At 43.7% G+C, this 21,035-nt stretch carries 18 protein-coding genes; 16 read left to right on the forward strand and 2 right to left on the reverse strand.

Annotated features, from left to right (window positions below; genetic code table 11):
- Positions 1 to 197: 197 nt before the first annotated feature.
- On the forward strand, positions 198 to 1,058 hold the full coding sequence (locus tag OCV88_RS09455; protein WP_262591109.1) for an Rpn family recombination-promoting nuclease/putative transposase: 861 nt from the start codon (positions 198 to 200) through the stop codon (positions 1,056 to 1,058).
- Between the two features lie 321 nt (positions 1,059 to 1,379).
- Here the strand turns inward: OCV88_RS09455 and OCV88_RS09460 are convergent, their stop codons facing one another.
- Positions 1,380 to 2,234 (reverse strand): CPBP family intramembrane glutamic endopeptidase, encoded by an 855-nt coding sequence (locus OCV88_RS09460; RefSeq protein WP_158425260.1) that lies wholly within the window; start codon positions 2,232 to 2,234, stop codon positions 1,380 to 1,382.
- A 291-nt stretch (positions 2,235 to 2,525) separates the two neighbouring features.
- On the opposite strand from OCV88_RS09460, the gene OCV88_RS09465 reads away from it, so the two are divergent.
- From OCV88_RS09465 to OCV88_RS09495, 7 genes are all read left to right on the forward strand, one after another.
- Complete coding sequence (locus OCV88_RS09465; RefSeq protein ID WP_158425261.1) at positions 2,526 to 5,993, forward strand: DNA polymerase III subunit alpha; 3,468 nt, start codon at positions 2,526 to 2,528, stop codon at positions 5,991 to 5,993.
- Between the two features lie 66 nt (positions 5,994 to 6,059).
- Positions 6,060 to 7,034 carry a 6-phosphofructokinase gene (gene pfkA / locus OCV88_RS09470; RefSeq protein WP_158425262.1) on the forward strand — a complete coding sequence of 325 codons (975 nt, stop codon included), beginning with the start codon at positions 6,060 to 6,062 and terminating at the stop codon, positions 7,032 to 7,034.
- A gap of 103 nt (positions 7,035 to 7,137) precedes the next feature.
- Positions 7,138 to 7,908: a TrmH family RNA methyltransferase gene (locus OCV88_RS09475; protein ID WP_158425263.1), complete on the forward strand. Its 771-nt coding sequence runs from the start codon at positions 7,138 to 7,140 to the stop codon at positions 7,906 to 7,908.
- Positions 7,909 to 8,175 carry a hypothetical protein gene (locus OCV88_RS09480; protein WP_158425264.1) on the forward strand — a complete coding sequence of 89 codons (267 nt, stop codon included), beginning with the start codon at positions 7,909 to 7,911 and terminating at the stop codon, positions 8,173 to 8,175.
- Between the two features lie 13 nt (positions 8,176 to 8,188).
- Entirely contained in the window at positions 8,189 to 8,713 is a 525-nt protein-coding gene (locus tag OCV88_RS09485) for a transcription repressor NadR (protein ID WP_158425265.1), read from the forward strand.
- Between the two features lie 100 nt (positions 8,714 to 8,813).
- Positions 8,814 to 9,500 (forward strand): GTP pyrophosphokinase, encoded by a 687-nt coding sequence (locus tag OCV88_RS09490; RefSeq protein WP_158425266.1) that lies wholly within the window; start codon positions 8,814 to 8,816, stop codon positions 9,498 to 9,500.
- Positions 9,497 to 10,315, forward strand: coding sequence for an MBL fold metallo-hydrolase (locus OCV88_RS09495; protein ID WP_158425267.1), 819 nt, complete (start codon positions 9,497 to 9,499; stop codon positions 10,313 to 10,315). The genes OCV88_RS09490 and OCV88_RS09495 overlap by 4 nt, the downstream gene beginning before the upstream one ends.
- A 103-nt stretch (positions 10,316 to 10,418) precedes the next feature.
- On the opposite strand, the gene OCV88_RS09500 is transcribed toward OCV88_RS09495, so the two are convergent.
- Positions 10,419 to 11,669 carry an adenosylhomocysteinase gene (locus OCV88_RS09500; protein WP_158425268.1) on the reverse strand — a complete coding sequence of 417 codons (1,251 nt, stop codon included), beginning with the start codon at positions 11,667 to 11,669 and terminating at the stop codon, positions 10,419 to 10,421.
- 194 nt (positions 11,670 to 11,863) lie between these two features.
- Here OCV88_RS09500 and OCV88_RS09505 point away from each other — a divergent pair, with 194 nt between their 5' ends.
- The 8 genes from OCV88_RS09505 to OCV88_RS09540 all read left to right on the forward strand — a co-directional run bounded on the left by OCV88_RS09505 (position 11,864) and on the right by OCV88_RS09540 (position 21,011).
- Entirely contained in the window at positions 11,864 to 12,886 is a 1,023-nt protein-coding gene (locus tag OCV88_RS09505; RefSeq protein ID WP_158425269.1) for a tetratricopeptide repeat protein, read from the forward strand.
- 31 nt (positions 12,887 to 12,917) lie between these two features.
- A complete protein-coding gene (gene hflX, locus OCV88_RS09510) occupies positions 12,918 to 14,168 on the forward strand; it encodes a GTPase HflX (RefSeq protein WP_158425270.1) in 1,251 nt (416 codons plus the stop codon).
- Between the two features lie 4 nt (positions 14,169 to 14,172).
- Positions 14,173 to 16,602, forward strand: coding sequence for a ribonucleoside triphosphate reductase (locus tag OCV88_RS09515; RefSeq protein ID WP_158425271.1), 2,430 nt, complete (start codon positions 14,173 to 14,175; stop codon positions 16,600 to 16,602).
- A 205-nt stretch (positions 16,603 to 16,807) separates the two neighbouring features.
- Entirely contained in the window at positions 16,808 to 18,091 is a 1,284-nt protein-coding gene (locus OCV88_RS09520) for a dihydroorotase (RefSeq protein ID WP_158425272.1), read from the forward strand.
- Positions 18,092 to 18,158: 67 nt separating this feature from the next.
- Complete coding sequence (gene pyrF / locus OCV88_RS09525; protein ID WP_158425273.1) at positions 18,159 to 19,082, forward strand: orotidine-5'-phosphate decarboxylase; 924 nt, start codon at positions 18,159 to 18,161, stop codon at positions 19,080 to 19,082.
- A 49-nt stretch (positions 19,083 to 19,131) separates the two neighbouring features.
- Entirely contained in the window at positions 19,132 to 19,902 is a 771-nt protein-coding gene (locus OCV88_RS09530; RefSeq protein ID WP_158425274.1) for a dihydroorotate dehydrogenase electron transfer subunit, read from the forward strand.
- Positions 19,902 to 20,804, forward strand: a complete 903-nt coding sequence (locus OCV88_RS09535) for a dihydroorotate dehydrogenase (protein ID WP_158425275.1) — start codon at positions 19,902 to 19,904, stop codon at positions 20,802 to 20,804. The genes OCV88_RS09530 and OCV88_RS09535 overlap by 1 nt, the downstream gene beginning before the upstream one ends.
- Before the next feature lie 42 nt (positions 20,805 to 20,846).
- Positions 20,847 to 21,011, forward strand: coding sequence for a hypothetical protein (locus OCV88_RS09540; protein ID WP_262591113.1), 165 nt, complete (start codon positions 20,847 to 20,849; stop codon positions 21,009 to 21,011).
- Positions 21,012 to 21,035 lie beyond the last annotated feature (24 nt).

The raw sequence follows: 21,035 nt of genomic DNA on the forward strand, positions 1-21,035 counted from the left end.
ATATTTTGTAAGGTGGTATATACTTATTATGTTCTTTTAGGCTGGTTCACAGCTTAAGGAATTGTTTTTCTACTATTCTTAATACATTTCTTGAAAGTTTTTTCAAAATATCCGTACAAAGTCACAAATTTATAATCTGGGAAAGGGATTTTCTTTACAGTTGTAAGGAATCTCTTTATAATGAAAGGAGAAGTTATTTGAAACCTAGTAAACCATTGGGACAATTGACACTGTTTGATCGCTTTTTATTCGCAGAGGCTATGGAAAGCCCGGGAAATCTGCAGATTTTACTGGAAATTATTCTTGGAAGAGATGTTCATTTAAAGGACTGCCCGCAGTCTGAGAAGGAAATACGGACTACTCCGCTGAAGCGGTTTGTAAAGCTGGATGTCTGGAGCCAGGATGAGGAGGGTGTTGTATATAATACGGAGGCCCAAAAGGAAAATACCGGAAATCTGCCGAGGCGAAGCAGATATTATCAGGGAATGATTGACAGTAAACTGCTGGAACCGGGAGAAATTGATTTTAGAAAATTAAATCAGCTGTATGTAATTATGATTACACCTTTTGACCTGTTTGGGGCGGGGAAGTATCAGTATACTTTTCAGATGAAGTGTGAAGAAGTGCCGGGACTGAATCTGGAAGACGGAGTTACCCGGATCTTTTTAAACAGTCATGGAACAGACCCGGAAGGGGTAAGTGAGGAGCTTATAGAGCTTTTGCATTACATAGAGCATACCAATGAAAAGACAGAGGAAAGCTGTAAAAGCGGCCGGATAAAAACGCTGAAAAGACGGATCGACAGTCTCAAAGAGAATGCGGAAGTGAGTGTGAGATATATGCAGGCATGGGAAGAGAGAGTCATGGAGCAGAATGAGGCTAGAAAAGAAGGCATAAAGTCTGGTTTGATTGCTGGGAAACAGAAAAAATTAGAAGAACAGATACAGAAGAAATTAGTAAAAGGAAAAAATCCGGAGCAGATTGCGAAAGATTTGGAAGAACCGATAGAAACAGTTAGAGGAATAATAGAAGCAGTAAAAGGTAGTATTGATTCTTAAGATCAGACTGTGATTCATATCAAATATTAGTAGTTGTTACTAATAAATAAACAAAAACATTCCCAGGCAGTTAAGGAGGCAGCCCCTTGATTACCTGGGAATGTTTTTTTACTCTATAGGAAATACTGTGTTGTGATAAAGCTGAAAAGTACCGATTCCTATAGAGCAAAAAAACGCTCCGCTGTGGATCGCACTGCGGCGGAATGGAGTCATGTCGCAAAAGCGACCCGCCGCAGGCGGAAAACCCTGCCGTGGCAGGATTCTTTTTTATGCTGCAGACAACTATGTTTGACTCAGGAATGTGAAAGGGCACATTCCTTTTCATTCTTTTACAAACCGGTCATTTTGAATCTGGAATTCACTGTTATAAATATAAAGTGCGAAGATGGTCAATGCAATGCCGATGGCTGAAAATCCTGCAAAACTAAAGGCCGTGGTCAGGTCAAAGAAGCCGGAGAAGATACTTCCCAGGAGATTATACAGCATGTGAAGAATCACAGCATATTTAATACTGCGTCCGGTACGGCAGAGCCAGCCAAGAATCAGTCCCAGAAAGAAAGAGTAAATGCCCTGAACCACATTCATGTGCATAAGTCCAAACAAGGCGGCCTGTAGAATATTGGCCCCCCAGAAAGGAAGAGCCTTTCTGGCAAAGCGGTAAGTCAGTCCCCGAAAAGCAATTTCTTCCCCAATTGGTGCTAAAATGATGGTATATATTGCAAGAAGAATGGATATTGCATCAAATCCTGCAGAATATAAGGTCTGATTATAAGTAACCATCCATTCCGGACGAATCCAGGAGATCCCGCTGGTTAAAAGCACTGTGATGTATTGAAGTCCAAATGCCAGGAAAATCAGGGCAAAAAAAATGTGAACAGAAAATCCGCTCCAGTATCTTTTTTTCTTCTTGCGAAAAGGAGTTACAAATACCTTCCGGTACCAGATTCCAAAAATAATAATTATGGTAATAGAAAATACAACAGAAAGTCTTTGCAAAAAAGCGGTATCCTGTAAAAGGGACAGTGTATAAGATATAAAATTAACGCCGGTATCGGCAGGTGTATCTGAAAAAAGGAAATGAATAATAACCTGAATTACCATCATGGGAATTGTTACAGCCAGCTGAATCAGGAAAAACAGGATAAACGGAAGAAAGCTTTTGAAAAAATTAATCATGTTTCTTGTTATGCCTCCTATATATTCTTAAATAATACAAGTTAAATAAAAGTGCCTCAGTGACACATGGTAATCAGTATAGCATAGTATGGCTGAATTTACATAATTTTATATTTAAAATTTTTTTAATATTTCCTGTTTGGAAAATGATAGCAGGTACCGATGGCAGGAAACAGAGCTTATGGGAGGGAAAAGATAATTGAGTCTGTACATTGCCTGTTATAAAAAAATGTAGTAAACTTACTTCACCAGAAGAATCGTTTATGAATGAGTACGAAAGGATGAAATATTATGGCGTTTGCGCATCTTCATGTCCATACAGAATACAGTCTGCTGGACGGTTCAAATAAAATTAAGGAATATGTCAGCCGGGTGAAGGAGCTGGGGATGAACAGCGCGGCTATTACCGACCATGGCGTTATGTTCGGTGTTATAGATTTTTACCGGGAGGCACGCAGCGCCGGAATTAATCCGATTCTTGGCTGTGAGGTATATGTGGCGCCAAATTCCAGATTTGACCGGGAAAATGTACATGGAGAGGACCGGTATTATCATCTGGTACTGCTGGCGGAAAACAATACAGGCTACAGCAACCTGATGAAAATTGTATCCAAAGGATTTGTGGAGGGATATTATTACCGGCCCAGAGTTGATATGGAAGTTCTGGAAACCTATCATGAGGGGATCATTGCCTTGAGCGCCTGCCTGGCAGGAGAAGTGCAAAGGGCTCTGGTCAGAGAGCAGTATGAAGAAGCTAAAAATGCAGCGCTGAAATATGAAGCCTGTTTTGGAAAGGGAAATTTCTTTCTGGAGCTGCAGGATCATGGTATTCCTGAGCAGGCCAAAGTGAATCCGCAGCTGATGCGTATGAGTCAGGAGCTTGGGATTGAATTGGTTGCCACCAATGATATTCATTATACATATGAGGATGACGTGGAGCCCCATGATATTCTCCTTTGTATTCAGACCGGTAAAAAGCGCGCAGACGAAAACCGTATGCGTTATGAGGGCGGCCAGTATTATGTAAAGTCAGAACAGGAAATGAAAGAACTGTTTCCGTATGCCCTAAAGGCTCTGGAAAATACCCAGAAAATTGCGGACCGCTGTCATGTGGACATTGAGTTTGGAGTAACCAAGCTGCCGAAATTTGAGGTCCCGGATGGGTTCACATCCTGGGAATATCTGAATAAACTGTGTTTTGACGGTTTAAATGACCGTTATCAGGAACGGGCAGAGGAACTAAAACCCAAACTGGAATATGAGCTTTCGATTATTCAGAAAATGGGGTATGTGGATTACTTTCTGATTGTATGGGACTTTATCCGATTTGCAAGGGAAAATGATATTATTGTAGGACCCGGAAGAGGGAGTGCTGCCGGAAGTCTGGTTTCTTATACGCTGGGTATTACAAAGCTGGATCCGGTCCGCTACAGTCTGCTGTTTGAGCGTTTTTTAAATCCGGAACGTGTTTCCATGCCGGATATTGATATTGATTTCTGTTTTGAAAGGCGCCAGGAAGTGATCGACTATGTGGTAGGAAAATACGGAAAAGACCGCGTGGTGCAGATTGTGACCTTTGGTACCTTTGCGGCCAGAGGAGTAATACGGGATGTAGGGCGTGTTATGGATCTGCCCTATGCCTTTGTTGATAATATTGCAAAGATGATTCCAAACGAGCTTGGAATTACCATTGAGAGTGCCCTTGTGAAAAACCGGGAGCTAAGGGGGCTGTATGAATCAGATGCCAGTGTAAAAGAACTGGTCGATATGGCAAAGCGTCTGGAAGGTCTGCCCCGCCATACATCTATGCATGCCGCCGGGGTAGTAATCAGCCAGAAGTCTGTGGATGAGTATGTTCCGTTATCAAGGGCTTCCGATGGTTCTATTACCACCCAGTTTACTATGACAACACTAGAGGAGCTGGGGCTTTTAAAAATGGACTTTCTGGGCCTTCGGACACTGACGGTGATACAAAATGCAGTGAAGCTGGTGGAAAAAAGCCAGGGGATATCCATAGATATTGACCATATAGATTATAATGATAAAGCTGTCTTAGACTCTCTTGGCACCGGTAAAACAGAAGGGGTATTCCAGCTGGAAAGTGCAGGGATGAAAAATTTCATCAAGGAGTTAAAGCCTCAGAATCTGGAAGATATTATTGCCGGTATTTCTCTGTACCGTCCCGGTCCAATGGATTTTATTCCCGCCTATATCAGGGGGAAAAACAATGCCTCTCAGATTACCTATGACTGTCCTCAGCTTGAGCCCATCTTGTCCCCCACATATGGGTGTATCGTTTATCAGGAACAGGTGATGCAGATTGTACGGGATCTGGCAGGCTATACCCTGGGGCGGAGTGATCTTGTGCGGCGTGCCATGTCCAAAAAGAAAACTTCTGTTATGGAAAAGGAACGTCAGAATTTTGTTTATGGCAATCAGGAAGAAGGGGTTCCAGGCTGTATTGCAAACGGCATCAGCGAAAGGACAGCCAATAAGATTTTTGATGAAATGATAGATTTTGCCAAATATGCCTTTAATAAATCTCATGCGGCGGCCTATGCGGTTGTTTCCTATCAGACTGCGTATCTGAAATATTACTATCCGGTGGCATTTATGGCGGCTTTGATGACCTCGGTCATTGATAACTCATCAAAAGTATCTGAATATATTATGACCTGCCGGCAGATGGGAATTGAGGTTCTTCCTCCGGATATTAATGAGGGAGAAGGCAGTTTTTCCGTATCAGGAAATGCCATCCGCTATGGACTGTCAGCAATTAAAAGCATCGGGCGGCCGGTGATCGAGGCGATTGTGGCAGAACGGGAGAAGAACGGACTTTTTACATCTTTGAAAGACTTTATTGAACGTCTGGCAGGAAGAGAGGTAAATAAACGTGCCGTTGAAAATTTTATTAAGGCAGGAGCTCTAGACGGTCTGGGCGGAACCAGAAAACAGTTTATGCAGGTTTATATCCTGGTTATGGACTCGGTGCAGCAGGAGAGAAAAAACTCTATGACAGGACAGATGTCGCTGTTTGATCTGGTTTCGGAGGAAGAGAAAAAGGAGTATGAACTGAAACTTCCAAATGTGGGAGAATTTGAAAAAGAAGAACGGCTGGCCATGGAAAAAGAAGTGCTTGGTGTGTATATCAGCGGACATCCTATGGAAGAATATGAAGAAAAATGGAAGAAAAATATTACAAGAGTAACGTCAGATTTTATTCTGGATGAGGAAACCGGAAGTACCCGAGTCCATGATGGTGAGAGTGTTATGGTGGGGGGGATGATTGCTGAGAAAACAGTAAAATATACAAGAAATAATAAGACTATGGCTTTTATTTCGCTGGAAGATCTGGTGGGCACTGTGGAGGTTATTATTTTCCCAAGGGACTATGAGCGGTATCATCAGCTTTTAGAGGAGGACAGTAAGATCTTTGTGCGGGGAAGGGTATCTGTGGAAGAGGATAAAAACGGAAAACTGATCTGTGAAAAAATATATTCTTTCCGGGATGCCAGAAGAGAGGTATGGCTGCAGTTTGATACAAAAGAAGCCTATGAAGATAAAATGCAGGAAATCAAAGAAATATTAGATGTATCAGATGGTTATGATCAGATTGTAGTCTATATTTCTTCTTTAAAAGCAATGAAACGTCTGGGAGCGAATATGGGTGTACTGGCAGATCAGGCGCTGGTTGCCAAGCTGAAAGAAAAACTTGGTGAAAATAATGTCAAAGTTTTGGAAAAGTCCATTGAAAAATAGTTGAAAAACCATTAGAATAAGAAACAGTCGGTGACGGGGGAGCGATGAAAGACAGGAGGAATTGTCATGGGAAAAGATATTAAGACAATTGGCGTTTTAACAAGCGGCGGAGATGCGCCGGGCATGAACGCTGCCATTCGCGCAGTGGTACGTCAGGCAATTTCAAAAGGAAAAAAAGTAAAAGGTATTAAGCGCGGTTACGCCGGACTGCTGGATGAGGAAATCGTTGATCTGGAAGCAAAGCATGTTTCCGATATTATTCAAAGAGGCGGCACTATGCTTCTGACAGCCCGCTGTCCGGAGTTTAAAGAGCCCGAGGTACAGCAGCAGGCGGCAGAGATCTGCCGTAAGCATGGAATAGATGGAATGGTGATTATCGGCGGAGACGGTTCTTTTCGGGGAGCGCAGAAGCTGGCTGCTCAGGGAATCAATACCATCGGCATTCCGGGAACTATTGATCTGGATATTGCCTGTACCGATTATACCATTGGTTTTGATACAGCTGTGAATACAGCCATGCAGGCAATTGATAAAATCCGGGATACATCCACTTCTCATGAACGGTGCAGCATTATAGAAGTTATGGGAAGAAGCGCGGGATATATTGCGCTGTGGTGCGGACTTGCCAATGGCGCGGAACGGATTCTGCTTCCTGAAAAGTATAATTATGATGAGCAGAAAATTGTAAACAGCATTATTGAAAACCGTAAGCGCGGCAAGAAACATTATATAATTATAAATGCGGAAGGAATCGGTCATTCCACAAGCCTTGCTAGAAGGATTGAAGCTGCAACCGGCATGGAAGCAAGGGCAACGATTCTCGGACATATGCAAAGAGGTGGAAGTCCTACCTGCAAAGACCGTGTGTATGCATCTACCATGGGCGCTTATGCAGTGGATATTTTATGCGAGGGTAAATCCAAACGTATTGTCAGCTATCGGGACGGTAAATTCTGTGATGATGATGTGGATGAGGCTCTGGCTATGACCAAAGATATTTCAGATTACCAGTATTCCATTGCCAAAAATCTTTCAATTTAAGATAACGGCAGTCAATGAAAACGACAGGCGGAGCAGGTACAGACAAAAAGTGTCTGGAACGCTTCGCCTTTTATCAAACAGCAGACAGGAGAGACATAGTCAGATGATAACAAGTACCGGAAATCAGCAGGTAAAAAATCTGGTTCAGCTGAAAAAGAAAGCGAAAGTGCGAAAAGAACAGAATGTATTTCTGGCAGAAGGATTGAAAATGTTTCAGGAAGCGCCGGAGGATAGAATCAGACAGGTATATGTTTCTGAATCTTTTGAAAGGGAACATGGAGAGGCACTGTTAAATCACAGATATGAAGTTCTGGCGGATTTTGTGTTTTCCTATGTGTCAGATACCAAAACTCCCCAGGGAGTTTTATGTCTGGTGGAACAGGCGTCCTGGGAGCTGAAAGATTTGGTAGAACAGCCGGATCCATGTTTATTAGTACTTGAAAATATTCAGGATCCGGGAAATCTGGGAACTATGTTCCGCAGCGCCGAGGGCGCAGGCTTTTCAGGGGTGATTATGGATGGAAGTACAGCTGACATCTACAATCCTAAGACGATCCGGTCTACCATGGGCAGCATTTACCGGGTTCCTTTTGTGACGGCTAAAGATCTGCCGGCAGCTGTACTAGAATTGAAAGAACTGGGGGTACGGGTGTATGCAGCTCATTTAAAGGGCACCTGTTGTTATGATGAACCGGATTATAAGAAGGCCAGTGCCTTTTTAATCGGAAACGAGGGAAACGGGCTGACAGATCAGCTGGCAGAACTTGCGGATGAATATGTGAAAATTCCCATGGAAGGCAGGCTGGAATCACTGAATGCGGCGGTGGCTGCATCTTTGTTTATGTATGAGACAAACAGACAGAGGAGAAAATAAATGTTTCGAATATGGGGTAAAATTTTTAAAGACAATCGTATGCTTCAGGATACTACTATCTGTGATGAATCTGAAGATACCCGGACACATAAAGTGTTTCGGGCGCTGGAAGAAATATGTTACGAATTTGACCTGGGAAAACCTATCTGGCTTGAAAACACAATTGCAGAATTTAAAAGACATGCCAAAGCCAGGTTTTATCAGGACAATTTTGTGGAACAGATTGAGTTTGACTATCTGGAACTGCAGGTAATAGAGGAAGATTAGGAGAATATAACAGATGGCAGAGGGAGAAACACGAAGACTGAATATTATGCGTATGCTTTCAAAAGCGCAGCATCCCCTTTCAGGCTCAGAGCTGGCAAAAGAGTTTGGCGTCAGCAGGCAGGTGATTGTACAGGATATTGCACTTTTAAGAGCTGTGGATAAAAATATTTTAAGTACCAATAAAGGATATCTTTTGTATGAACCGGAGACGGCCAATACAAAAGTAAAGCGGTCCTTTGCAGTGTGCCATACAGATGAACAGATGGCGGATGAGCTGTATACTATTATAGATTACGGCGGCACGGTTTTAGATGTGGTAGTAGAGCATGAGATATACGGACAGATTACCGTGGATCTGCTTTTGCGTAAACGGGCAGATATTAATGAATTCCTCAAAAAAATAGAACAGGTCTTTGCAAAACCGTTAAAGGAACTTACAAATGGGAATCATTTTCATACGGTGGAAGCAGATAATGAACAGACTTTGGAAGAAATACAAAGGCAGCTTTCTAAGAAGGGATTTCTGGTAGAGTTATAATATTAATTTTTTCTGAAATACGTAAAAAGACAGCGTCATTTTATGAAAATTCTGATAGAATATAATATATGTAACTAATTCACAGGCTGGAGGGAATAAAATGCAGTCTAACAGTATCAGACAAGATGTTGACCAGTGGCAGAATGCGATGTTTCTTTACCGTTCTGCCATCAAAGAAGTTTGTACCAAGCTGGAGATTCTAAACGATGAGTTTCAGAATATTCACAACTACAATCCCATCGAATATATCAAATCCAGATTAAAGACACCTGAGAGCATTGTAAAAAAACTAAAGCGCAACAATTATGAAAGTACCATGGAAAATATGATGCAGTATATCAATGATATTGCGGGAGTCCGGGTAGTGTGTTCCTTTACGTCAGATATATACCGTCTGGCGGAGATGATTGGGAAACAGGAAGACTTTACGATACTTTCTGTAAAAGATTATATGAAGCACCCAAAGGAAAGCGGTTACCGGAGTTATCATATGCTGATCACCGTGCCGGTGCATATGAGTACCGGAGAGGTACAGACAAAGGTTGAAATACAGATCCGGACAATTGCCATGGATTTCTGGGCAAGTCTAGAGCATAAGATTTACTATAAATTTGAAGGAAATGCACCGGAATATATCAGCAGGGACCTGCAGGAATGTGCGGGTATTGTTTCTAAGCTGGATGCCAAAATGCTGTCATTAAATGAAGCGATTATAGACGCAAAGGCCGAACAGGAGCAGGATCGTATTTTGTATGCACAACAGACAAAGGAGAGAAAAGAAGCGTGAGAATTTTTGTCTTAAGCGAGAATCTTACATATCAGAGAGGGATTGTCTGTGAACATGGATTATCTCTGCTCATAGAGGAAGGTGGTAAACGCTGGCTGTTTGATACCGGACAGACCGGAATATTTGTGAAAAATGCCCGGACTATGGGGCTTGCTCTTGAGCCTCTAGATGGGATTATTTTAAGCCACGGACATTTCGACCACTGCGGCGGGATAGAAACGCTGATAAGACAGCTGAGTGTTCCGGTCCCTGTCTATGTGAGGGGGCGTGCTTTTGAAGCAAAGTTTGCAGATAAAAAGGGGCCTGAAAAGGAAGAAATCGGGATCCCATGGAAAAAAGAAAGCTGCGGCAGCCTGGTGCTTGTTGAGGAGAGAAAAAAGAAGCTTTCACAGGACGTCTGGCTGCTTGGAGATATACCATATACGCCGGGACTTGAGGGGACTTCCCCTGGAATGTTTGTGTTAAGAGCCGGGCAGTTTGAACAGGACCGGATGTCTGACGAGCAGATGCTTGTATTTGACACGCCAAAGGGGCTTTTGGTATTTGCAGGATGCAGCCATCCGGGAATTATAAACTGTCTGCACTATGTCAGAGAGCAGTTTCCTGGAAAGAAGATTTATAGTCTGCTGGCGGGAATGCATCTGATGCATGCAGGTCAAGAGAAAATATCCTGGACCCTTGAGCGGCTCAGGGAATACGGCGCGGAAGTGTTGATGCCGGTTCACTGTACCGGGGTAAATGCTATTGTGCAGATACAGCAGCAGTATCCGGAGCAGTTTCGGGATGTTCACTGCGGAAGCGTGATAGAATTATAATAATCGGGAAGGAATCTTTAAACAGAGACTCCTTCCCGATTTTTCAATACATATAGAGCGAGGGTATCGCTCAATCATCTATTTGATGATTTTGTGCACCTCATTACATATCAATACTGGAAGAGTTTAAATATGCCTCCTGCTGTGGAGTTAATGTGTCGATACTTTTTCCAAGGAAATTCAGTTTTCGTTTTGCTACTTCCATATCAACTTCTTTTGGGACATTAATCAGCTTGTCCGTTAATTTATCTGCGTTCTCAACCAGATATTTTGCGCTGAGAGCATGGATGGCAAAGCTCATATCCATGATTTCAGCCGGATGTCCGTCCCCGGCAGCCAGGTTTACAAGACGTCCCTCCGCAAGGACATAGATCCAGTTTTCTTCTGAGATCTGATAGCCGATAATATTTTTCCGCTGGTCAATGGTATCAAGGGCAATCTCACGGAGACGTTTCATATCAATCTCTACATCGAAGTGGCCGGCATTGCAGAGGATGGCTCCGTTTTTCATAACTTTGAAATCTTCTTCACTGATGACGCCGGCGCATCCTGTAACTGTAATAAAAAAGTCTCCGATTTTTGCGGCCTCTCTCATTGGCATCACGTCAAATCCGTCCATAACAGCCTCAATGGCTTTCACAGGATCTACTTCTGTTACAATTACCTGGGCACCAAGACCCTTAGCGCGCATGGCAACGCCTTTTCCGCACCAGCCGTATCCTGCAACCACTACCTGCTTGCCGGCTACAATCAGGTTGGTTGTGCGGTTGATGCCGTCAAATACAGACTGTCCGGTGCCGTAACGGTTGTCAAACAGATGCTTGCAGTCAGCGTTGTTTACAAGAACCATAGGGAACTTCAGTTCCTGGCTGTTTGCCATGGCGATGAGACGGATAATACCTGTTGTGGTTTCCTCGCATCCGCCGATAACATACTGGATTTTATCCTGAAGCTTTGTGTGAAGCATATGTACCAGGTCTCCGCCGTCATCAATAATAATATTGCAGTTGTTTTCCAGTACACAGGTAATATGATGTTCATATTCTTCCGGCGTGGAATTATACCAGGCGAAAACATTCAGACCGGCATCAGCCAGTGCAGCTGCTACGTCATCCTGTGTGGAAAGGGGATTGCTGCCTGTAACAAACATTTCGGCGCCTCCGGCAGCCAGAACTTTGCACAGGTATGCAGTTTTTGCTTCCAGGTGGATGGACAGCGCGATGCGGATGCCCTCAAAGGGCCTGGTCTGTGCAAATTCTTCTTCCAGACTTCTTAAAAGGGGGCAGTTTTTCCGGACCCAGTCAATCTTATGGGCGCCGGAAGGTGCAAGTGTAATATCTTTAATTTCGCTCATAGAAAACCTCCTGATGATAATCGTAAATAAACTTTTATCATTATATCGGAAAAGGTACTGCTGCGCAAGAAAAGAGTATGACAGATGGATACTTTTAAAGTATAAGTTAAAGTATATACATAGAATTCGGAACATGTTATGATAGGTACCATATCAATAGATATATAATCCAGGGTTTAAGTTGGAGGAAAAAAATGAGAAAAAGACTTATTGTTCTGATGCTTACCGGGATGCTGACACTACCGGCCGTTCTTACCGGATGCGGCGGAACGGACCGTGAAGCGCAGGAATCATACAGACAGCTTGGAATTTTAAAATTGAAAGAAAATGATTATGATGCCGCGGTAGAAAGTTTTCAGAAAGCACTAGATGAGTCCAAGGGAAAAATCGGAGATATTGAATTGGATATCTGCTATTATAAAGCGCTGGCTCAGTATAAAGGCGGAGATTATAAAGATGCTGTTGAAACCTATGACAGTCTTCTTACATATGATGATGAAAATGCGGACGCTTATTTCTTAAGAGGATGTGTGTATCTTGCGGATGGCCAGGGGAAGAAATGCGTCAGTGATTATAATCAGGCGGTAGAACTGGCTCCAGATAATTATAAGCTTTATATCGAAATCTATGAAAATTTGAGCGCTTTTGATTATGAGGATAAAGGTAAAGAATATCTGAAATTAGCACTGGAGCAAAAGGCTTCAAAAGGAGAAGAGTACTGTGGCCAGGGCTATATTTACCTGCTGCTTGAAGATTATGAAAACGCGGATAAGATGCTGAGTAAAGCACTGGAAAAAGGTTATGATAAAGCTATGATGTATCAGGCCCAGTTGTTAAAAGCTCAGGGAGACAGCCAGAAAGCCCAGGAAGTATATGAAGAATACATCAGTAAATATCCGGAAGACATTGATGCGTTAAATGAAATCGGCGTACTGGAGATGAATGCCGGCGATTATGAAAATGCCCTGGAAGCATTTGAAAAAGCGGCTGCCCTGGATACTGACGGAGAGAATCAGACCCTTCGTTTGAACAGGATCTATGCCTATGAATACAGCGGAGACTTTCAAAAAGCGTATACGCTTATGAAAGAGTATCTGAAAGACCATCCGAAAGACAAAGAAGCTCAAAGGGAATTTGAGTTTCTGAAAACAAGAATTACAGATCAAAGCCAGCAAAAAAGTGATAATCAAGGGGAAGCAAGCTCGGATCAATCATAGAAAAGCGGATGAAAGAATAAAAAGGAATGATATGACAGGATTTGATTTAGAACAGGTAAAAGAGCGGGTAATCCTTGTGGGCGTCAGTGAGCAGGAACAGGACGACACAAAAGATTCTCTGGAGGAGCTGGCCCAGCTGGCGAAGACGGCTGGGGCACAGGTAGCAGGAACTGTAATACAGAATCTTTCCAGAATCCATCCGGGAACTTATGTGGGCAGCGGCAAGTTAGAGGAGATCCGGGAACTGTTATGGGAGCTGGATGCTACAGGGATTGTATGTGATGATGAACTTACGCCCGCTCAGATAAAAAACATGGAGCAGGTTCTGGACACAAAAATTATGGACCGAACACTTCTGATTTTAGATATTTTTGCAGATCGTGCCAGAACCAGTGAGGGAAAGATACAGGTGGAGCTGGCCCAGTTGAAATACCGGTTAAGCAGACTGGCCGGGCTTGGCAGATCTCTGTCCCGTCTAGGCGGCGGAATCGGTACTAGAGGCCCCGGAGAAAAAAAGCTTGAGATGGACCGGAGGCTGATTAATCACCGGGTGGCTCAGCTGAACCGGGAGTTAAAGGATATTGTAAAACATCGTGAGGTTACAAGAAGCCAGCGGACAAAAAACGGCATCAAAACAGCAGCAGTTGTGGGTTATACCAATGCGGGGAAGTCTACGCTGTTAAATTTCCTGACAGATGCGGATGTTTATGAAGAGGATCAGCTGTTTGCAACCCTGGATCCCACCACAAGACTTTTAGAGCTGCCGGATAAGCAGAAGCTTTTGCTGACAGATACGGTAGGGTTTATTAGGAAGCTTCCTCATCATCTGGTAGAGGCATTTAAAAGTACACTGGAGGAAGCTAAGTATGCAGACTTTATCCTGCATGTAGTGGATGCTTCTAATCCCCAGTGGGACAAACAGATGCATATTGTTTATGAAACATTAAGAGAGCTTGGTGTAGAGAATAAAAAGATTATCACGCTGTTTAACAAATGCGACAGACTGGAAACAGAGGATAATTACCGGGATTTTAAGGCTGATATAACACTGCATATTTCAGCCAGAACCGGAATGGGAACCTGGCGGCTTAAAGAAATTCTGCAGGATGTTCTAAGAGAAGATAAAGTTCTCATTGAGCAGCTGGTGCCTTATTCTCAGGCGGCGCTGATCGGAAAAATCCGTCAGTACGGCGAATTACTGCAGGAAGATTACAGAGAAAACGGAATTTTTATTCAGGCATATGTGCCGGGAGGCATGTCGCGGATATTTGTGAAAGGGTGAGTAAATGCTCAGAATTATAAAAAGAAACGGAGATGTTCAGTCATTTTGGCTGGAGAAAATCAGCAGTGCCATGAAAAAGGCCTTTGACGCTTCTGCGAAGGTGTATACAGAAGATATTATTGAACTACTGGTTCTGCGTGTAACAGCAGATTTTCAGGATAAAATTAAAGACGATACGGTTCAGATTGAAGATGTACAGGACAGTGTGGAAAAAGTCCTGGCGGGAGCCGGATATGAGGAGGTGGCCAAAGCCTATATTCTGTACCGTAAACAGCGGGAAAAGATGCGGGCCATGAAATCAACCATTCTGGACTACAGGGAAGTTGTAAACTCCTATGTAAAGGTAGAAGACTGGCGGGTAAAAGAAAACTCTACCGTGACCTATTCTATCGGCGGGCTGATTTTAAGCAACTCCGGCGCGGTCACAGCCAACTACTGGCTCTCAGAAATTTATGATGAAGAGATTGCAAATGCTCACAGAAATGCGGATATTCATCTTCATGATCTGTCTATGCTCACCGGCTATTGTGCGGGCTGGTCTTTAAAGCAGCTGATTAAAGAGGGGCTTGGAGGGATTCCGGGCAAGATTAATTCCGGCCCTGCAAAGCATCTGGCTGTGCTCTGCAATCAGATGGTGAATTTCCTTGGAGTGATGCAGAATGAGTGGGCGGGGGCCCAGGCGTTTTCATCCTTTGATACATATCTTGCTCCCTTTGTAAAGGCGGACAATCTTTCTTATAAGCAGGTGCGTCAGTGCATAGAGTCTTTTGTATTCGGAGTAAATATACCAAGCCGCTGGGGAACCCAGGCGCCTTTTTCCAATATTACTCTGGACTGGACGGTTCCCGAAGATTTAGCAGAGCTTCCGGCTATTGTAGGCGGCAGAGAGATGCCTTTTAAATACAAAGACTGTAAAAAAGAGATGGATATGGTAAATAAGGCATTTCTGGAAACAATGATTGCTGGTGATTCTGATGGAAGGGGATTTCAGTATCCCATTCCAACCTATTCTATCACCAGGGATTTTGACTGGTCTGATACAGAAAATAATCGTCTGCTCTTTGAAATGACAGCCAAATACGGAACGCCGTATTTTTCCAATTATATTAACAGCGACATGCAGCCTGGGGATGTCCGTTCCATGTGCTGCCGTCTGCGTCTTGACTTAAGAGAGCTGCGGAAGAAATCAGGGGGGTTTTTCGGTTCCGGTGAGAGCACCGGATCTGTGGGCGTGGTTACCATTAACATGCCAAGGATTGCATATCGGTCGTCAGATGAAGAAGATTTCTACCGGAGACTGGATCAGATGATGGATATTGCGGCAAGGTCTTTAAAGATTAAGCGGGGAATTATTACCAAGCTGTTAAATGAAGGGCTTTATCCGTATACAAAACGTTATCTGGGTTCCTTTGAAAATCATTTTTCAACCATTGGTTTGGTGGGAATGAACGAGGCAGGGCTGAATGCTTCCTGGCTGAAGGCGGATCTGACCCATCTTAAAACACAGGAATTTACAAAGAACGTGTTGAACCACATGAGAGAGCGTCTGTCAGATTACCAGGAAATGTACGGCGATTTATATAATCTGGAAGCAACGCCGGCGGAATCCACCACATACCGGCTGGCAAAGCATGACAGAAAGCGTTATCCGGATATTATCACGGCAGGAAAGCCGGGGGATACACCGTTTTACACAAACAGTTCTCATTTGCCGGTGGAATATACGGCGGATATTTTTGATGCTCTTGATATTCAGGATGAACTTCAGACATTGTATACATCAGGAACCGTTTTCCATGCATATCTGGGGGAAAAGCTGCCGGACTGGAGGGCTGCGGCATCTCTTGTGAGAAAAATTGCAGAAAATTATAAACTGCCATATTATACAATGTCGCCGGTATATTCCGTCTGCGCAAAACACGGATATTTGTCCGGAGAGCATTTTGAGTGTCCTGTCTGCGGGGAAAAGGCGGAAGTTTACAGTCGTATTACCGGATATTACAGACCTGTTCAAAACTGGAATGACGGCAAGGCTCAGGAATATAAAAATAGAGTTTTGTACCGGCCGGAAATGTCTGTGCTGAAACATCCCGTCACTGATGAAGAAGCAGAAAAACAGGAACTGCAAAGGGAGCTGAACCGGGAGCAAAACGATTTTCAGTCGGAGATGCTTGTTCCTGTTGAGAAGGAGAGCCGCGGTCAGAAAGTATATTTGTTTACAACCGCCTCCTGCCCTAACTGTGCAGTTGCAAAAGAATGGCTGAAAGATACAGATACTGAGTATCAGCTTGCCGATGCAGAGGAGTATCCAGAGCTGACAGAAAAATATCAGGTGATGCAGGCTCCCACATTAGTCGTTTTAAAGCATGGAGAGGTGCACAAGTATGCAAATCTTTCCAATATAAGAGCTTATCTGGATCAGATAAAACAATAAAGTATTTCCGTGAAAAGGCAGAGGGGAAAACAGTTTCCTGTCTGCCTTTTGCGGGGACAAAAGAAAATATTAACCGGAGGTCTGCCGCTTTTTTCAGATATGGACTGGTTTTCTTTTTAGTAGCATATAGTTGTAAGGGACTGGGAAAAATGCTAGAATAAAATTGATTTAGACTGTGAAAAAATACTAGGAGGTTCAATTCTAAATGACACTTCTGATTAAAAATGGAACGGTAGTGGATCCGGCGTCTAAAATGGAAAAAAAGCTGGATGTGCTGGCGGAAAACGGAATAATTACAAAACTGGAAGAGAAAATTACAGATTCTGCAGACCAGGTGGTAGATGCAGAGGGCTGTTATGTAATGCCAGGATTTATTGATCTGCATGTACACTTAAGGGATCCAGGACTTGAATATAAGGAAACCATTGAGACAGGAACGGCAGCGGCCGCTCACGGAGGATTTACCACAATTGTGGCTATGCCCAATACAAAACCTGTGGCAGACCGTCCCAATGTAATTTCTTATGTACATCATAAAGCAGAATCGGTATCCAAGGTGCATGTGTTTCAGGCCGGAGCTGTGACAGAAGGACAAAAGGGGGAGCGTCTTGCGGACATTACGGGCATGAAAATGGCCGGGAGCCCTGCTATCAGTGAGGATGGAAAGTCCGTAATGAATGCTCAGCTGTACCGGGAAGGCATGAAGCTTGCAGCAAAGAACGATATGGCAGTGCTGGCTCACTGTGAAGATATTAACCTGGTAAACGGCGGCGTAATGAATGAGGATGCCAGGTCAAGAGCCCTGGGACTTCCGGGAATTACAAATTCCGTAGAAGATGTCATTGTGGCCAGAGATATTATGCTGGCAAAAGAAACAGGGGTCAGACTACATCTGTGCCACTGTTCCACAAAGGACAGTGTTTCTATGGTACATGCAGCTAAAAAACTCGGACTTCCTGTAACTGCGGAAGTATGCCCTCACCATTTTACACTTTCATCTGATGATATACCCCAGGATGACGCCAATTATAAAATGAATCCGCCTCTTCGTTCAAAAGAGGATGTGGAGGCTTTAAGAGAAGGACTCCGCCAGGATGTGATGGATGTGATTGCAACGGATCATGCTCCGCATTCAGCACGGGAAAAAATGCAGACCATGAAAAAAGCTCCTTTTGGGATTGTGGGTCTTGAAACGGCAGCGGCGCTGACTTATACAGAACTGGTAAAACCTGGAATACTGACAATTATGCAGATGGCAGAAAAAATGAGCTATAATCCTGCAAAAGTGCTTAAAATTCAGGACAGGTGCGGCAGTATTGAAATTGGAAAAGCCGCGGATCTGACGGTGCTTAACGTGACGGAGACTTACAAAATTGATCCGGACAAGTTTTTTTCTAAAGGGCATAATACACCTTTTGGTGGAAAAGAAGTACAGGGAAAGGTAATGGCGACCATTGTATCCGGTGAGATTGCTTATCAGGAAGCATAAGCAAAAAAATGTTTGTATGAACAAAACTTATGAAGTAAAGATGGATAAGTGAAGAGAGGAAAATATAATGATAAATAAACTTTGTGACAAAATAAAAAAGACAAATGCGCCCATTGTAGTGGGACTGGATCCGATGCTTTCCTATATTCCGGAGCAGGTGCAGAAAGCAGCCTTTGATGCGTACGGAGAAACATTAGAGGGAGCAGCGGAAGCCATCTGGCAGTACAATAAAGCCATTGTGGACGCAGTACATGACCTGATTCCAGCAGTAAAGCCTCAGATTGCCATGTATGAGCAGTTTGGCATTGAGGGGCTTAAGGCATTTCAGAAAACTGTAGATTACTGCCGCGAAAAGGATCTTGTGGTGATCGGTGATGTGAAGCGCGGAGATATCGGTTCTACATCTGCGGCATATGCAGTGGGGCACCTTGGAAAAGTACAGGTTGGAAGTAAGACATACTCTGCATTTAATGAAGACTTTGCCACAGTAAATCCTTATCTTGGAACAGATGGAATCAAACCTTTTGTGGATGTCTGCAAAGAAGAAAAGAAAGGTTTGTTTATTCTTGTAAAAACTTCCAATCCATCCAGCGGTGAGTTTCAGGATCAGCTGATAGACGGCCGGCCATTATATGAACATGTGGCTGAGAAAGTAGCTGCCTGGGGAGAAGATCATATGGGAGACAGCTACAGCTATATCGGTGCAGTTGTTGGGGCTACTTATCCGGAGGTAGGAAAAATTCTCAGAAAAGTGATGCCCAAAAGCTTTATTCTGGTACCGGGATACGGTGCTCAGGGGGGGAAAGCCTCCGATCTTGTGCACTATTTCAATGAGGATGGACTTGGCGCCATTGTAAATTCATCCAGAGGAATTATTGCTGCATATAAGCAGGAAAAATATGCGCAGTTTGGGCCTGAGAATTTCGCGGATGCTTCCCGCCAGGCAGTGCTGGATATGATTGAGGATATCAACGGAGCATTGCAGAAATAGCAATTTAAAAGTACAGAACGTTATAAAAAACCAACGAATAGGAGACAGCATGGCTGAAAAGTTTAAAGAGCAGGCGGTAATTATCAGCCAGGAAGAGATTGCCCCTGGAATTTACAGTATGTGGCTGAAAACAAATCAGATTGCAAAGCACGCAAAGGCAGGACAGTTCATTTCTTTATATTGTGATGACAAAAGCAGAATGCTTCCGCGTCCCATCAGTATTTGTGAAATAGATGCGGCAGACAGTGCATTGAGAATCGTATACCGGATTGCAGGAGGCGGAACCGCGGAGTTTGCCGGAAAGCATACGGGAATGCAGCTTGAGATTATGGGACCTCTTGGAAACGGTTTTCCACTGAAAAATAAAAAGGCCTTTCTCATCGGCGGAGGAATCGGTATTCCGCCTATGTTAGAGCTGGCAAAGCAGCTGGACTGTGAAAAACAGATTGTACTAGGATACAGAAACAGCGAAATGTTTTTACTGGATCAGTTTAAAAAAGAAGGCAGTGTTTATGTGGCAACAGAAGACGGAAGTTACGGCAGCCGGGGAAATGTTTTAGATGCAATCCGGGAGAATGGACTTGGCGCAGACATTATTTATGCCTGCGGACCCACACCAATGCTGCGGGCTTTAAAAGAATATGCTGCAGAGCACAAAACAGAATGCTGGATCTCTATGGAAGAGAAAATGGCATGTGGTATCGGGGCCTGCCTGGCCTGTGTGTGTAAGTCTAAGGAAGTGGACGAGCATACCAATGTACATAATAAAAGAGTCTGCAAAGAAGGACCGGTTTTCCGGGCTGAGGAGGTGGAACTGTAATGAATACGAAAGTAAATATTGCGGGAGTTACCCTGAATAATCCGGTTATGACTGCATCGGGAACCTTTGGTTCCGGAGAAGAATTTTCCGAATTTGTAGATTTAAATAAGCTGGGAGCTGTGGTAACCAAAGGTGTGGCTAATGTACCCTGGCCCGGTAATCCAGTTCCCAGGATCGCTGAAGTTTACGGCGGTATGTTAAATGCCATCGGTCTGCAGAATCCTGGAATAGACGTATTCATTTCCAGAGATATTCCATTTTTAAAAAAGTATGACACAAAAATTATCGTAAATGTCTGCGGCAGATCCACAGAGGATTACTGTCAGGTAGTAGAACGGCTGGCAGATCAGCCAGTAGATATGCTGGAAATCAATATTTCCTGCCCAAATGTAAAAGAAGGCGGCATTGCTTTTGGACAGGATCCCAAAGCTGTGGAGGAGATTACAAAAGCCGTAAAAAAATATGCGGCACAGCCGGTAATTATGAAATTAAGCCCCAATGTGACGGATATTACCGTTATGGCAAAAGCGGCAGAAGCGGGAGGAGCAGACGCCCTGTCCATGATTAATACATTGACAGGTATGAAGATTGATGTGCAGAAGCGTCAGTTTGCCATTGCCAATAAAACTGGAGGCCTGTCAGGTCCTGCAGTGCGGCCGGTGGCAGTTCGTATGGTGTACCAGACCGCACAGGCTGTGTCCATACCGATTATCGGAATGGGCGGTATCCAGACTGCAGAAGACGCCCTGGAATTTATTCTGGCAGGAGCTGCGGCAGTCAGCGTTGGAACGGCAAACTTTGCCAACCCTGCTGCCACTATAGATGTGGTAAACGGTATTGAAGAGTACATGAGAATGAATCATGTGGAAGATATCAATGAACTGATTGGTGCGGTGAAGTAGGATATAAAGGCTCATGCTGAGGATATGCCTCTGGAGTCTCATATGGTATATGAATCCGGAAGGCTGAAAGATTTTCTGCCTCCGCTGTATCAGCTGTGGAAGGATTTGCCGGATCCCTGGGAGAATGTTCACTATGATCTCACTACAGAGCAGCAGCCGGACGGGACATGGAAACATAAATATGATAATAAACCGCATACCCATTAATTATTTGTATTTGTGGAAAATATA

The organism is Brotonthovivens ammoniilytica, assembly GCF_025566885.1.
GTDB lineage: Bacteria > Bacillota > Clostridia > Lachnospirales > Lachnospiraceae > Brotonthovivens > Brotonthovivens ammoniilytica.

Coding starts and splice junctions, on each gene's coding strand:
- OCV88_RS09460 (WP_158425260.1), bottom strand. CDS start 2,234: ATGATTAATTTTTTCAAAAGCTTTCTTCCGTTTATCCTGTTTTTCCTG.
- OCV88_RS09465 (WP_158425261.1), top strand. CDS start 2,526: ATGGCGTTTGCGCATCTTCATGTCCATACAGAATACAGTCTGCTGGAC.
- pfkA (WP_158425262.1), top strand. CDS start 6,060: ATGGGAAAAGATATTAAGACAATTGGCGTTTTAACAAGCGGCGGAGAT.
- OCV88_RS09475 (WP_158425263.1), top strand. CDS start 7,138: ATGATAACAAGTACCGGAAATCAGCAGGTAAAAAATCTGGTTCAGCTG.
- OCV88_RS09480 (WP_158425264.1), top strand. CDS start 7,909: ATGTTTCGAATATGGGGTAAAATTTTTAAAGACAATCGTATGCTTCAG.
- OCV88_RS09485 (WP_158425265.1), top strand. CDS start 8,189: ATGGCAGAGGGAGAAACACGAAGACTGAATATTATGCGTATGCTTTCA.
- OCV88_RS09490 (WP_158425266.1), top strand. CDS start 8,814: ATGCAGTCTAACAGTATCAGACAAGATGTTGACCAGTGGCAGAATGCG.
- OCV88_RS09500 (WP_158425268.1), bottom strand. CDS start 11,669: ATGAGCGAAATTAAAGATATTACACTTGCACCTTCCGGCGCCCATAAG.
- OCV88_RS09505 (WP_158425269.1), top strand. CDS start 11,864: ATGAGAAAAAGACTTATTGTTCTGATGCTTACCGGGATGCTGACACTA.
- hflX (WP_158425270.1), top strand. CDS start 12,918: ATGACAGGATTTGATTTAGAACAGGTAAAAGAGCGGGTAATCCTTGTG.
- OCV88_RS09515 (WP_158425271.1), top strand. CDS start 14,173: ATGCTCAGAATTATAAAAAGAAACGGAGATGTTCAGTCATTTTGGCTG.
- OCV88_RS09520 (WP_158425272.1), top strand. CDS start 16,808: ATGACACTTCTGATTAAAAATGGAACGGTAGTGGATCCGGCGTCTAAA.
- pyrF (WP_158425273.1), top strand. CDS start 18,159: ATGATAAATAAACTTTGTGACAAAATAAAAAAGACAAATGCGCCCATT.
- OCV88_RS09530 (WP_158425274.1), top strand. CDS start 19,132: ATGGCTGAAAAGTTTAAAGAGCAGGCGGTAATTATCAGCCAGGAAGAG.
- OCV88_RS09535 (WP_158425275.1), top strand. CDS start 19,902: ATGAATACGAAAGTAAATATTGCGGGAGTTACCCTGAATAATCCGGTT.
- OCV88_RS09540 (WP_262591113.1), top strand. CDS start 20,847: ATGGTATATGAATCCGGAAGGCTGAAAGATTTTCTGCCTCCGCTGTAT.